This window comes from Blautia sp. DFI.6.71, assembly GCF_020593585.1.
Taxonomy (GTDB): Bacteria; Bacillota; Clostridia; order Lachnospirales; family Lachnospiraceae; genus Blautia_A; species Blautia_A wexlerae.
Window position 1 is genome coordinate 1 of sequence record NZ_JAJDMJ010000026.1, and the last position, 14,951, is coordinate 14,951.

Annotated in this window: 11 protein-coding genes; 1 reads left to right on the forward strand and 10 read right to left on the reverse strand. The window is 41.4% G+C overall.

Features of this window, described 5'->3' with window-relative positions; translation table 11 throughout:
- Positions 1–92: 92 nt before the first annotated feature.
- The 8 genes from argS to LJE12_RS11760 all read right to left on the reverse strand — a co-directional run bounded on the left by argS (position 93) and on the right by LJE12_RS11760 (position 10,643).
- Positions 93–1,859: an arginine--tRNA ligase gene (gene argS, locus LJE12_RS11725; protein WP_026648788.1), complete on the reverse strand. Its 1,767-nt coding sequence runs from the start codon at positions 1,857–1,859 to the stop codon at positions 93–95.
- Between the two features lie 24 nt (positions 1,860–1,883).
- On the reverse strand, positions 1,884–2,756 hold the full coding sequence (locus tag LJE12_RS11730) for a DegV family protein (RefSeq protein ID WP_118566186.1): 873 nt from the start codon (positions 2,754–2,756) through the stop codon (positions 1,884–1,886).
- Between the two features lie 208 nt (positions 2,757–2,964).
- On the reverse strand, positions 2,965–4,581 hold the full coding sequence (gene ptsP, locus LJE12_RS11735; protein ID WP_173698954.1) for a phosphoenolpyruvate--protein phosphotransferase: 1,617 nt from the start codon (positions 4,579–4,581) through the stop codon (positions 2,965–2,967).
- Between the two features lie 54 nt (positions 4,582–4,635).
- A complete protein-coding gene (locus LJE12_RS11740) occupies positions 4,636–4,893 on the reverse strand; it encodes an HPr family phosphocarrier protein (RefSeq protein ID WP_227226698.1) in 258 nt (85 codons plus the stop codon).
- A 297-nt stretch (positions 4,894–5,190) separates the two neighbouring features.
- Positions 5,191–6,450: an ABC transporter permease gene (locus LJE12_RS11745; protein ID WP_120062328.1), complete on the reverse strand. Its 1,260-nt coding sequence runs from the start codon at positions 6,448–6,450 to the stop codon at positions 5,191–5,193.
- A 19-nt stretch (positions 6,451–6,469) separates the two neighbouring features.
- Entirely contained in the window at positions 6,470–8,491 is a 2,022-nt protein-coding gene (locus tag LJE12_RS11750; protein ID WP_227226697.1) for a hypothetical protein, read from the reverse strand.
- A gap of 5 nt (positions 8,492–8,496) precedes the next feature.
- Entirely contained in the window at positions 8,497–9,168 is a 672-nt protein-coding gene (locus LJE12_RS11755; protein ID WP_008703710.1) for an ABC transporter ATP-binding protein, read from the reverse strand.
- The gene (locus LJE12_RS11760) at positions 9,165–10,643 is read right to left on the reverse strand and encodes an efflux RND transporter periplasmic adaptor subunit (protein WP_182438149.1); all 1,479 of its coding nucleotides are present in this window, start codon (positions 10,641–10,643) and stop codon (positions 9,165–9,167) included. Before LJE12_RS11760 ends, LJE12_RS11755 begins: the two co-directional genes overlap by 4 nt.
- Positions 10,644–10,926: 283 nt before the next feature.
- Between LJE12_RS11760 and LJE12_RS11765 the strand changes: the two genes are divergently transcribed.
- Positions 10,927–12,138: a hypothetical protein gene (locus tag LJE12_RS11765; RefSeq protein ID WP_025578890.1), complete on the forward strand. Its 1,212-nt coding sequence runs from the start codon at positions 10,927–10,929 to the stop codon at positions 12,136–12,138.
- Between the two features lie 167 nt (positions 12,139–12,305).
- Here the strand turns inward: LJE12_RS11765 and LJE12_RS11770 are convergent, their stop codons facing one another.
- Both LJE12_RS11770 and aspS read right to left on the reverse strand, forming a co-directional pair.
- Positions 12,306–13,064 (reverse strand): sulfite exporter TauE/SafE family protein, encoded by a 759-nt coding sequence (locus LJE12_RS11770; RefSeq protein ID WP_008703716.1) that lies wholly within the window; start codon positions 13,062–13,064, stop codon positions 12,306–12,308.
- Positions 13,065–13,066: 2 nt separating this feature from the next.
- On the reverse strand, positions 13,067–14,863 hold the full coding sequence (gene aspS, locus LJE12_RS11775; RefSeq protein ID WP_022380379.1) for an aspartate--tRNA ligase: 1,797 nt from the start codon (positions 14,861–14,863) through the stop codon (positions 13,067–13,069).
- Between the last annotated feature and the right edge of the window lie 88 nt (positions 14,864–14,951).

Genomic DNA, 14,951 nt, shown 5'->3' on the forward strand with positions numbered 1-14,951 from the left:
TTGGCATATTCATGCCAAAACACCTCGCGGGATAGTGGTGTGTGAACAGTAACTAGCATACCAACAAGTTGATTTATTGATGAATCTTATTTTTACATTCTGTCCGGTGCAGAAAATCCAAGAAGATCGATACATGTCTCCAGAACTTTCTTAGTGAGTTTCAGCAACTGGATGAAGGAAGCTTTCTGTGCTTCGTTCTCTTCGCTGAGGATCTTTGTCTCATGATAGAAGCTGTTGAATGCATTGGATACTTCGTAAATATATGCACAGATCTTATGCGGTGCTTTTTCTTCAAAGGCGTTCTCTACGGTTGCACCAAAACCTGTCAGCTGAAGCATCAGGTTCTTCTGGCTGTCGTTTACAGGATCAAGGATTGTACCTGCTTCAAGGTTGCCGCCCTCTTCTGCAAAACGGTTCAGAATAGATTTGATACGAACGATCGTATAAAGGATATACGGACCTGTATTACCTTCAAATGATGTAAATCTGTCAATATCAAAAATGTAATCCTTGGTAGCCTGATTGGAAAGGTCACCGTATTTGATCGCGGAAAGCCCTACGATCTCTGCAGTTTCTTTCGCATCTTTATCTTTCACGCTGCGATTCTCAACAATCTTGGTAAACATCTCTTCGTTGATGTCTTTAATGAGAGTTTCCAGACGCATAACGCCGCCCTCTCTTGTCTTGAACGGTTTTCCGTCTTTTCCGTTCATGGTTCCGAATCCAAGGAAAGAAAGCTTTGTATCATCTTTTACAAGCCCGGTCTTTCTTGCACAGCGGAATACTTGGATAAAGTGAAGTTCCTGACGTTTGTCTACCACATACAAGATCTCATCCGGGTTAAATAATTTCATTCGCTCTACGATTGTTGCAAGGTCTGTAGTTGTATAAAGAGAAGCTCCATCTGACTTCAGAAGCATACATGGAGGAATCTCTTTTGTGTCGTTCTCTTCTTTTACATCTACTACAAGTGCACCCTGGTCTACATAAGCGAATCCTTTTTCTTTCATCTCCTCAACCATTCCAGGAATATATGGCTGTGCATCGGATTCCTTTTTCCAGAGATCAAAAGACACATTTAATTTGTCATAGTTGCGCTTCAGGTCTGTAACGGATACGTTCATAATATGGTTCCAGAGAGCCATGTATCCCGGTTTGCCCTGCTGAAGAAGATGAGTTGCTTCCAGAGCTTCGTTTCTGTACGCTTCATCCTCTTTGGACTTGCCGCTTGCACATGGATAGATCTCTTCCAGCTCGCTGATCGTAAATGGTGCTTCCTCCGGATACTCTCCTGTGTAAGAATCATCAAAATAAACCAGCTCCGGTTTTCTGTGTTTCAGTTCTGTAATGATCAGCCCCATCTGAAGACCCCAGTCTCCCAGATGAACATCACCGATCACTTTATGTCCTACAAAGCGACCGATTCTCTTAATACTTTCTCCGATGATTGCAGAACGAAGGTGTCCTACATGAAGAGGTTTTGCAACGTTTGGTCCACCGTAGTCAATGATGATCGTCTTCGGCTCTTTTGCTGCAGATACGGAAAGTTTCTCATCTGCTGCCATTTCCTTTAAGTAATCTGCAAGGAATTCACCTTTTACTTTTAAATTGATAAATCCCGGTTTTACGACTTCTGCCATGGAGAAAACCTGGCTGTCCTTTAAGTATGCTACTACATCATCAGCGATCATAAACGGTGCCTTCTTGTATGCTTTGGCTCCTGCCATAGCACCGTTGCACTGAAATTCGCAAAGATCCGGTCTGTTGGATACGGTTACTTTTCCGTAGGATGGGTCGTATCCGGATTTTTCAAATGCTGCGGAAAGTTCTTCCGCCATCTGTTCCATAAGTTTCTTCATTCTTTCCTAACTCCTCAGATTGTTTTATTCTACTACCACTTTTCTTGAACATGCAACTGCAATAGCACCATGTCCGATATGGCATGCAACACTTAATGATAACGGATTCTGCACAATCTCAATTCCGGGGAATACTTCGGCAATTTCTTTCTTAAATTCCTCTGCTTCCTCCTGATTTCCTGTATAAGCAGACTGCAGGCACATTTCGCCACGTTTTACGTATTCTGCGAAGCGGTTCTCCCAGTCATTCTGCATAGCCTTGAGCATGACACGTTTTGCCTGCTTCTTGCCTCTTGTTTTGGAATATGCATCCAGCTTCTCACCCTGGATCTGAAGCACAGGTTTCAGGTTCAGAACTGTTCCGATTGCTGCTGCTGCAGGAGTAATCCTTCCGCCTTTCTTAAGGTATTTCAGAGTTTCCAGAGTAATATAGATACTGGAATCCAGCTTCTGCTCTTCCAGAACCTGTTTGATCTGTGTCGCATTTCTGCCCGCATCTCTTAATATGAGGGCATCCAGTACAGATTGTCTCTGCGTAACAGAAATTCTCTGATTGTCTACTACATGTACTCTTCCGTCATATTCCTGAGCCAGTCCCATTGCTGTATCGCAGGATGCACTCAGTCCGCTTGACATTGGAATGTGCACTACTTCATCATACTTTTCCAGTAATGTATTCCAAAGTCCGCATACATCTGCCGGCCCCGGCTGTGAAGTAGAAATAGCCTCATCATTCTTAAGTCTCTCATAAAACTCTTCCTGTGAAAGAGTGATTCCTTCAAGATAAAGCTTCTCGTTAATATAAAAAGGCATTGGAATTACGCTGATTCCAAGTTCTCTTGCCTGGTCCTGTGTTATGCCGCTGTTACTGTCTGTGACAATGGCAATTTTTCCCATATTCATATCTCCTTTGCTTCTGATCCACTTCAGATTTTTTATGTATCAATTATCTTTTCATAAAATTACAGACTATGTTCAGTTTATCATATTTTTTTATGTATCACAATCAGGAACCGCTAATTTATTGCAAAAAAATTCCGCATAGATTGACCCATGCGGAATTTTGACTGCCTGTTTCTATTCTTTTGCGATATTTATGCCAGAATCAGTCCAGTTCCCTTACGATCTTACGTACCGGCAGAACAAATGTAGGTGATACAGATAATTCATCAATCCCCATCTGTATAAAGCGTTCTGTCAATGTAGTATCTGCTCCGAGCTCTCCGCAGATTCCTGCCCAGATTCCCTCTTTATGTGCATTATCAATGACCATCTGGATCATACGAAGTACAGCTTCATGATGAGAATCATAAATATTATCCAGTTTTGCATTCTGACGGTCGATTGCCAGTGTATACTGTGTTAAATCGTTAGTTCCGATGCTGAAGAAGTCAACTTCTTTTGCAAGAAGATCACTGATCATAACTGCAGCCGGTGTCTCGATCATTACACCCTGCTCTACGTCATCTTTAAACGGAATGCCCTGCTCTGTCAGCTCTTTCTTAACCTCTGCAACAATAGCCTTGATCTGTTTTACTTCTGTTACAGAGATGATCATCGGATACATAATGGAGATATTTCCGAACATACTTGCTCTGAACAGTGCACGAAGCTGTGTCTTAAATACTTCCGGTCTGTCCAGGCAGATACGGATTGCACGATAACCCATTGCCGGATTCTCTTCGTGTGCCATATCAAAGTAATCAATCTGCTTGTCTGCGCCGATATCCAGTGTACGGATGATCACTTTCTTTCCTGCCATATTCTGTGCTACTGCTTTATAAATCTGGAACTGCTCTTCCTCTGTCGGATAATTATCTTTTTCCAGATAAATGAATTCACTTCTGAAAAGACCGATACCTTCTGCATCATTAGCCAGTACACTGGCTACATCACCTGTGCTTCCGATGTTTGCGTACAGATGAATCTTATGTCCACTCTTTGTCTCTGTAGTTTTGCCTTTTAATTCTTTGAGCATTGCTCTCTGGCGCAACTCCTCGTCTTTCTGATCCTGATATTTCTTCAGGGTATCTGCATCCGGTTCCACAATAAGAGAACCGGTCTTGCCGTCTACAACTGCCATTTTTCCATCCATGCTGTCATCATATTCAATATTGATCAGCGCCGGGATATTCATAGTTCTTGCAAGGATTGCTGTATGGGAATTGGAAGAACCTTTCCTTGTAACAAATGCAAGAACTTTGCTCTTGTCCATCTGTACAGTTTCACTTGGAGCCAGATCCTCAGCAACGATAATAGATGGTTCTGCAGCATCCATCTCTCCCTCATCGTGTCCTGATAATACACGTACCAGACGATCTGAAATATCCTTTACATCTGCCGCTCTTGCTTTCATGTAGTCATCATCCATCTGCGCAAACATGTCTGCAAAATTATCACCTGTTGTTGCTACTGCATACTCTGCATTTACATTCTCCGTACGGATAATGTTATCAATAGAATCCAGATAGTCCTCATCATCCAGCATCATCTGATGCACTTCAAAAATAGCAGCACCTGATTCTCCTACTTCCCGGAGTGCCTTATCATACAGTTTCTGAAGCTGTTCAACTGCTTTCTCTTTTGCTTCCTGCACACGTGTGATCTCTGCCTCCGGATTTTCTACCTTCGTACGCTTTACACTTGTGTCTGCTTTCTGCAAAATAGAAATCTTTCCAATTGCGATTCCTGAAAATACGGACTTACCTTCTAATACTCTCATTACTCCAATTCTCCTTATTAAAGATTATGGCATAACTGTCTGACATCTTCACAGTTACAGATTATTTTTCAAAAACTCTCTCATTACTTCGGCATCTGCCTCTTCATTCTCGCCTTCCACATGTACTGTTATCTGATCTCCCCGTTTTACTGCAAGATTCATAACACAGAACATCCGCTTCGCATCACCACTGTCTGTTCCTTTAAAAATAGTGATATTGCTCGTAAGCTTTCCGGCTTCCTGCACAAGAAGCAGTCCGGGCCTTGCATGTATTCCAAATTTATCTTTGATGATATAGGTAAATGATACCATCCGCGAACTTCCTCCTGTATAAATAATTCTTTTTGAGATACTCCATTATAGCACAACCTGTCTTTGTACTTCCATATTTTTTTATTTTTTGTACAAATTTTAGCACATTTCTTGACATCTATACAAATTTGATTGTTTTTCTGTTTAAAATCCACAGAAAAATGGTTATTGTTCACTTCGTTTTCAATAACACGCTTTGCAGGATATTACCAGTAAACAGTAACTAAAAATGTTACAGAAAAACAGACTCAATATACAAAGGTATTGTACATCAAGTCTGTTTTATCTGTGCAGTGTTTATTCACTTCTCAACGCATCAATAGGATTTAAATTTGCTGCTTTCACAGAAGGAAGCAGTCCAAATACCACGCCTATCACTGTAGAAAACAATACTGCGATCACAATTGATGGCACACTGATCGCAGTAGGCGAACCGGTAACCTTTCCCACCACTTTCGACAGCCCGATTCCTGTTATTACTCCGATAATACCTCCAATACTGGTAAGTACGGAAGCCTCTGTCAGAAACTGTCCCAGAATAGTCTTCTTACGTGCCCCGATAGCCTTTTTCAGACCAATCTCTTTGGTACGCTCCGTAACAGAAACCAACATGATATTCATGACACCAATACCACCCACAAGGAGAGAAATACTTGCAATCCAGATCAGCTGATTATTTGTACTCTCACTGAGCTTCTGCATATTCTTAACCTGCTCCATGATATCTTCAGCTTTGTATTTCATGGTTGTATTTCCACCTGTATTCAGGGCTGCAATTAAATTATTCAGCGCATCTGCTGCTGCATTTCCCACCGTACTCATGGTATCTGTGCTGTCTGCTTTCACAATTACATTCTGAGGAACATCAAATTTAAAGGAAATCGGCCAGCAACTGTCCGGAATCATTACACTTCCTACAATCGACTGATAATAAGTGTAATATTCGTCAATACTGTTGATCGTCGGCTGATAATTCTCATCCTGCCGGATCACTCCCACAATCGTATATGGTTCCTGATTGATCTCCACAGTCTGCCCTACCGGGTTCTGTGACGGGAACAGATTCTGTGCCGCATTGTCATCGATCAGCGCAACTTTATTGTAATTTTTGTAGTCATCTTTTACAAATCCCCGTCCTGACTGAATTATATATCCGCAAGTAGCCAGATAGTTCACATCAATCCCGTAAACACTTCCACCCTCCAGACTGTTATTGTTATTATAAATAGATGCGCTGGTACTGTTATAATAAAAAGTTGCATTCTCAACATGGTCCAGATCTTTCACTTCTTCTTTTACATCATCTGTCAGAATCGGTGCTTTTGAAGAATTTCCATATTCCGCATCATACTGGTTATCTCCATCATACAGATAAATATTTACTGTATTGGAACCTGCACCTATCAGGTCTTCCTTAATCTGCTCACTGGTTCCTTTGATGGTAGAAACAATTGCAATGATAGACGCAATACCAATAATGATACCCAGCATAGTCAGGAAGGATCTCATCATATGTGACCATATTCCCTGAAAAGCCAGGCGTATATTTTCAAGCATAAAATGTCTCCTTTCTCAATTAATATCCATACATCTGATCCAGAGTAATTTCTTTTGTCTTTGCGCCCTCTTTCACATCTTTTCCATAAGGAAATGCAATCAGATCATCTTCACTGAGTCCACCTTTGACAATCACACTGTAACCGCTGTCCACAGTTGCACCTACAGAAATCTCCTGCTTCTTCAGGACGCCTTTATCATCTTTATATACATAGTTTTTATTATTGTCATTTCTGACAAAAGCTTTCTGGATGACCATAATGTTCTCTGCAGCAGATGCTTCATAATTAACAGTAACCCAGTCCTGATCCTCCAATTGAAGAGTTTTATCAGTCACCACTGCTGTAAATGCATAATAAGATACATTGGGATTGCTGCCTCCATAAGAACTGTTACCGGTTACAGGATATTCCGAAACATCCATAACATCTGCCTCAAAAGATCCGCTGGTATAACTTGTACAATTAAGCTTTGTACCTTCTTTAAAATCATCGAGCATCAGTTCACTCACAGAACCTACCACATAAAATCCATCACTGCTTTTTATCTTGATCAGAGCCTTACCGTCAGTTGTCTCACCACTTCCGGAATCCCCCACATAAGTAACCGTACCATCCAGTTTTGCAGTGATAAGCTTTTTATTAGCTTTCTTTTCCAACTGTGATATCTTGATATCGCTTTCCTGGAGATCCAGCTTCAGACTGGCAATCTTACTCTTCTGATACTTAATAGCATCTGCCCTGGAAACAGGGGTTCCGGTAGGTTCATCATTCCCACCAGGATTATCATCTCCTCCATCATCTGGATTCTTATCATATTTATCTGCATCTGCCAGTGTAAATTCCACCTCTGCAAATTCATATACCGGTTTCTCCAGAAAACTTCCGTTTACCAGATAATAACCTGTGCAGGAGGTTTTCAGATCATCATAGTCCGCTATTGTATCATTCTGATGAAATTCCAGACGGTACCAGTAACCACCCTGATTAACAATTTTGGTTCCATCAGGACTGTATCCTGCAAGTTTATTAAAGAATGAACCCATTACTGTTACTTTTTCTTTTGCACTGCTACACAGATATACATATGGATCGTCCTCTGTGCCACTTCCTGTAAACGGAACAGAATCTGCATCCAGTTTCTGATAAAACGGCTCGTCACCATCAGTGATATTCGGATCACCTTTTCGGTAATAGGGATCAAAATATGTGGTATGATCATCCAGTGCCGGCGTTGGCGTTGGTGATAATTCCGGCATATCATTTTTTCCGGAATTAAAATCATCCTTCTCTCCGTCACTGAATCCATTTGCTGAAGGATCCGTATATACCGGAATATCATTATCCGCAGATGTTCCATCTGATGAACCGCCTGTATTTCCGGTATCTGTTGAAGCATCATCTCCCGGTAAATCTGACTTGGATGAAGAATTGTCTGAGCCCGCATTATCCACTGCATCTCCATCTGTAAAAGCAGATAACAAAAACGGATGCATGGCTGCTGCCAGATAATTACCGGACATATCTGTTGCGGATGATAACGTATCATCCGGTTTCATATCATCATCGCCTGTATCATTATCAGTTTTTCCTGTTTTTGAATTCAGGTTATCGGCGTCTGTACCCGCATCTGTTTCCTCTACAGGTCCACCATTCTGAAGGCTGTTCAATCTGTTCACTGCTTTATTTAAATCCTGCTCCAGTTTCTGTTTTTTCAGCTTTGCTATATTCAGTTCCATTTCCACCAGAGTAGTATCAAAAGAAATCAGAGGATCCCCTTTTTTTACGGCATCTCCCTTTGTCACATAAATCTGATCAATGATCAGGTCTTTATCACCGTTTACTGTCTGTGTTGCACTGGATGTAATGATTCCGTCAAGCGTGGTGGAAGGTGTATAAAATTCCTGCAGTAATCCGCTCACAGGAGTAACCGCCACTGTTTTCTGGCTGTTTTTCTTCAGCTGCATCAATCCCGCTGTAATTCCGCTTCCTGCGATTACCACCACAAGCACTCCTGCGAGGATTTTCTTTACTTTGCCCATGAAGATCACCTCTTTTCCTGAAGGATACCATCTTTGATCGTAACCACCCTCTTCGCATGTGCGGCAATATCCGCATCATGGGTGATCATCAATACAGATACCCCCTCATCATTCAGCCTCTGGAAAAGTTCCATAACCTGCGCACCGGATTTACTGTCAAGAGCACCTGTAGGTTCATCTGCAAGAAGAAGTTTCGGGTTATTGACGATCGCCCTGGCAATGGCAACCCTCTGCATCTGACCTCCTGAAAGCTGATTTGGCTTAAAATCCACTCTGTCCGCCAGGCCCACTCTGTCAAGTGCTTTCAGAGCGCGTTCTCTTCTCTCCTTCTTAGGTACCCTCGCATAATTTAATGGCATCTCAACATTTGCCAGAGCACTCTGCTTAGGGAGAAGATGAAAGCTCTGAAAAACAAACCCTATCTTATTCAGCCGGATATCTGACATTTCATTCTCCGAACACGCCTTAATATCCACTCCATCCAGAAAGAAAGTTCCCTCTGTCTGTTTGTCCAGACATCCGATAATGTTCATTAAAGTAGTTTTTCCCGAACCGGATGGTCCCATAATTGCCACGTATTCTCCTTCTTCCATGGAGAAATTCACATCTTTTAATACCGGAACTTTCATTTTACCCTGCTGATATTCTTTATATATACCCTTTAATTCCAGTATCATTCGATCCCCTCCACGTCTTCACCTGCGCTCATACCAGGTGCCTCATCGATTGGTACAAGTTCCTCATTTGGATCAATCGAGTCATCCGAACTGTCATCTTCAGAACCCTCTTCCATATCTGGATCTGTATAGGCTTCCCCATCTGCGGAATCTGGCTGTTCATCATCCATATTTCCATGATCAGCATCCATATCTGTAATCCCGTCCGCGCCTTGGCTCATTGTCTGAGCCAGATCTCCGATCTCTGTTTTTTCGCCTTCTTCCAGAGCCGCTGTCGGGAATGCAATCGCATCTTTCTTTGTAAGGCCCTCAACAATCTTATATTCTCCAAGATCATCATCATGTTCTCCAAGTGTTACATAACGCTTCTCCAGTCTGTTCTTATCGCTGGCTGCCCATACATACGGTTCATTGGTATCTGTGTCCAGAATATAGTAATCACTGAGCCACAGACCGTCTTTTTTCTCATCCTGTCCGATGTCACGTTCTATGTACACATGCTGTCCAAGCATCAGATTCTCAGAGGAATCCAATTCCACATAAAAAGGATAAGAAGTAGACGTTGTCTGATCATCGGAACTGGTACTTGCCATACCCATATACATATCATTACTGCTGTCATCTGAAGTTCCATTATTCACATCTACGGATCCCATCGTTCCTTTCCATGTTTTACTGCTGTCTACTCTGGAACGGATGATCACTGCCTCTCCGGGTACAATAGAATCCCTGTTCTGTTCATTAACTTTACCTTTTACTCTGTAAGCACCTGTACTGAGAATTGTAATAAATGCAGAACTGTCCGAACTTCCGTCACCTGACGACATGCTACTGTCCATTGCACTGCTGTCATCCACAGAATCACCGTCGTCACTTGTCATTTTGGAAGTGTCAATTTTCTGTATCACACCATCTATTTCACTTCGAACCTCTGTATTCTGTGTTGCGCTCTGAAGTTTATCAATTTCAGACTGTTTACTCTTCTGACTATATTCATTCTTCTTGAGATTCATTTTGTTAGTCTCGATTTCAATGGTATAGGACAACTGATCTTCGGCCTTTGCTTTTTTCTTCTCCGCTTCCAGCGTAGCTATCTGTTCTGTCAGGCTGATCTGTTCATTTTTTAATCTGTCCAGATCCAGTTGCGCCTGCTTCAGATCATCCTCAATACTGCTGAGATCATATTCAAAAAGAAGCTGTCCGGCCTTTACCTCTTCTCCGGTCTTAACTTCCACTTCTTTTACTTTTCGTCCACTTTCTATTTTTACGTTTACAGTTTTCTGCGGTTCTACCACACCAGCAAACCGATTTACCGCTGTTGTTTCAGATCCGGTGATCACACTTACTTTTGACACATACACAATAGAATCACCGGTTCCACTCTGACCGTTTCCTTTAAAGTGATACCAGACTCCGGTTCCGATACCACCTGCTGCGATCAGGATTCCCAAAACGATAATAATACGTTTCTTCATAAATTGCCTCCTTGATATTGTCACCTTGTTCAGGCTAACATCTATTATACACTACTACTTTTTTATATCATTATTATTCACTTTCCTATCATAGCAGATTCTGCCTTAAAATAAAAGCTTTGTAATCAAATGGCAACATTTTTCACAATTTTTTCACGTTTTTTTTATGAATTTCGTTCATCTTTTTCACTTTTTTGACAGTCAGTACAAAATCTGTTAAAATAAACAGAAAAGTAACTGTCAAACAGTTGCACAGAAAGCACTGTGAAAGGAAAGAACACGTATGAATATAAACAAACACCTGATTCTTCTTTTCTCTGTCTTATTTTTTCTTTTTGCTGTATCTGTAAGCAGCGGCTGTTTCCGCAAAAATGAGTCAGATGTAAAGAGTGTAGTCAGAAATGAACTGGATCAGTTAAAAAATCTCGATTCAGAAACTACGCAAAAATACATACCCTATACAGAGCTGTTCCCCGATGCCACAGAGAATACTGATTTAACTGATGAAATCAATGAAACCTTTTCTCTCTTTTTCCGGAAATTTAATTACAAAATTTCGGATGTCATCGTCGGCACAGCCAATCATTCTGCCACTGTTTCTGTCAAACTGACCACAATCGATTCCAAAGTTCTTGCCAGAGATTTTAAAGCAGAACTTCTCCGGACACAGATCACAGAGTCAGCCCAGGCGCAAAAAGGAAATATCAAAGATTCTTCCAGATCTCTTGAGGCTCATTATCTGATCCTGAATCATCTTTTAAACACAAATGACTATGATACAGCTGAGACAGACTGTAACATACAGCTTGTCAATACAGGCAATGATAAAAAGGAAAAATGGAAGATCCAGCGTACCAATTCTCTGGAAGATGACCTTGTCGGCGGTCTTATAGCTGATCTGGCAGATCCGGATATCCTTTCACCGGAAGATACCCTGACCGTCTATCTTGACACTCTACAGAAACTGGATTTGAAAGAAATGACATCTTATCTGGGTGTAGTAAATATCATGAATACATCCGATACTGCAAAAAATTCCATTGCCTCAGCACTTGCCGAACAGATTCATAAAAATTTTAATTATGTCATTAAATCCAGCAGTGAAAATGGATACAATGCCACTGTTACAACTGAAATTACAACCTTTGACAGTGATTCGATCCTGGCTGATTATCAGGAAAAGCTTGATAAATATCTGGCTTCTGCTGACGCAGTTATCGATGGCTCCCAGAAACGATACGAGAAATCTTTCGAAATTCTTCTGAACAGCATCAATGATAATACCGTTACTACCGTCAATGATGTAGATTTTGTTCTAATCAATGATGGGGTATCCTGGAAACTTCAGGATGAGGGAAATACTTTGGGAAATGCTATTTTCGGTACTTTGACAGATTCTCCTCTCGAGACTTCTGATTCTGAGGATGAAAATATTTCTGCCGATACAGATAAGCAGACAGATGATAATACTTCTACTGAAAGCAGTTCCAATTAACGATTAGTCAATCGGATATTCGCAATCCGCTTCCGCTACTTGCTCATAACCAAATAACTGCTTCGCAGTTTGGTTAAACAACTAAAAAGGCCACCATATCACAGAAATGTTCCTTTCCCGAATCATTCTATGATATGGTGGTCTTTTTAATCTTTGTCTTATTCTTTTTACATCCCCGTTATAATTTTGATAAACAGTAAAACCAGAACGATCAGAATAATCGGTCTTACGATTTTATTTCCATTTTTCATTACCATTCCAGATCCTACATAATGCCCTGCAATGGAAAAAACAGAAGCTGCAAGTCCAAGATATATGACAATCTTTCCACTAAATAAAAAAACAACTAATGCCATTATATTAGAAGAAAGATTTGCAAGTTTCATAGTTCCGGAAGCTTTCGCTACGGGAAGTTTTGCTACTCCTGTATATAAAATAAGCAGAAACGTACCAGTTCCCGGCCCATAAAAGCCATCGTAGCAGCCAACAGCCAGAGAACACACCGCACACAAAATCCACTGTTTCTTTCTGGAAATCTCTACATTGCTGTTATCATCCAGATTTTTCTTCTTCATTACATAAAACGCAACAATAGGAAGTACTGGAATCAGCATCCATTTTAATATCTTATCACTGGCAAGAAGCGCAATATGAGCGCCTGCAAAAGAACCGACAAGAGCCATGGAAATACATGGCAGTGCAACTCCCCAGTCTACAAATTTATTCTTACATAAACGTGCTGTTGAAATCGCTGTCCCAGTTGCCGAGGATAATTTATTCGTTGCTATCGCATTGTGCATCGGAACCCCTGCAAGCAAATACGCAGGCAGGGAGATCAAACCACCCCCGCCTGCGATAGAATCAACTAATCCTGCAAGGAATACCAACGGGCATACAATCAAAAACGTCTGAATTGTAAGCTCCATCCTTATTCAGTTACTTCCTCCGGTCTTACTTCCAGTTCCAGTTCTTTTAACTGCTCCTCGCTTACGCGGCTCGGAGACTGAGTCATCAGACAGGAAGCATCTTTAACTTTCGGGAATGCAATGACATCACGAATACTGTCAACCTTAGCCATAAGCATTACCAGACGGTCAAGTCCGTATGCCAGTCCGGCATGAGGCGGAACTCCATATTTGAATGCGTCCAGAAGGAATCCAAACTGCTCGTGAGCAGCTTCTTTTGTGAATCCAAGTGCTTCAAACATTCTCTCCTGAATATCATCCTGATGGATTCTGACACTTCCTCCACCAATTTCATTACCGTTTAATACGATATCATATGCTTTTGCACGAACTTTTCCAGGATCTGTATCCAGAAGTGGAAGGTCCTCTTCCATAAGCATGGTAAATGGATGATGCATTGCTGTGAAACGATTCTCTTCTTCACTCCATTCAAGAAGCGGGAACTCTGTTACCCATACGAAACGATACTCATTCTTATCAAGAAGATCCATCTGCTTTGCAAGTTCCAGACGAAGTGCGCCAAGTACATCATAAACCAGTTTCTTCTTATCTGCTGCAAACAGAAGTAAGTCTCCTGCTTTACCATCCATAGCTGCTACCAGAGCATCCATCTCTTCATCTGTCATGAATTTAGCAAAAGAAGATTTTCTTGTGCCATCTTCAGCGATTGCAATGTATGCAAGGCCTTTTGCACCATAACCTTTGGCAAACTCAACCAGTTTGTCAATTTTCTTACGTGGCATAGCGCCCTGTCCTTCTGCATTGATACCACGAACACTGCCGCCATTTTCCAACGCAGAAGTAAACACGCTGAATCCACAGTTTTTAACTACATCACTTACATCATGAAGTTCCATTCCGAAACGCATATCCGGTTTATCAGAACCAAATCTGTCCATAGCTTCCTGCCATGTGATACGCTGGATTGGAAGTTTTACATCAATATCAAGTACTTCCTTGAACAGATAAGCAAGGAATCTCTCATTTACATCAATTACGTCATCAACATCTACAAAAGAGAGTTCCATATCAATCTGGGTAAATTCCGGCTGTCTGTCCGCACGAAGGTCTTCGTCACGGAAACATCTTGCAATCTGGATATAACGGTCATAACCAGAGCACATCAGAAGCTGTTTGTACAGCTGCGGAGACTGTGGCAGACCATAGAAATGTCCCGGATGAACACGAGACGGTACCAGATAATCTCTTGCACCTTCCGGTGTACTCTTACCAAGCATCGGAGTTTCAATTTCAAGGAATCCTTCTTTTGCGAAGAACTGTCTTGTAAGCATCATGACTTTGCTCTTAAGCATAATATTCTTCTGAAGGTCAGGTCTTCTTAAGTCAAGATAACGATATTTCAGACGGATTTCATCTTTTGTCTTGCTGTTCTCTTCAATTGGGAACGGAGGTACCTCTGCTTCAGACAGAACACGAAGGGATTTTACGCGAAGCTCAATTTCACCTGTTGCAAGATTCTTGTTAACAGCGCCGCCTCTTTCTTCTACCACACCGGTAACAGCGATTACGAATTCACTTCTCAGCTTACCTGCTTTTGCAAAACCTTCTTCATCAATGCTGCCATTCTCAAAAATCAGCTGCATGATACCGGAACGGTCTCTTAAATCTACGAAAATAATTCCGCCTTTATCGCGGGCTTTCTGAACCCATCCCATAAGGACAACTTCTTTGCCGATCATTTCCTTTGTTACTTCTGCACATCGGCATGTTCTGTGCAGTCCCTGCATACTTTCAGCCATGTTTCTTTCCTCTTTTCATGCTTTCTATATTATAAGAATTGTTGTAACTATCCGGCAGTCTGCTATCTCGCAATGTTGCTGAACAGTT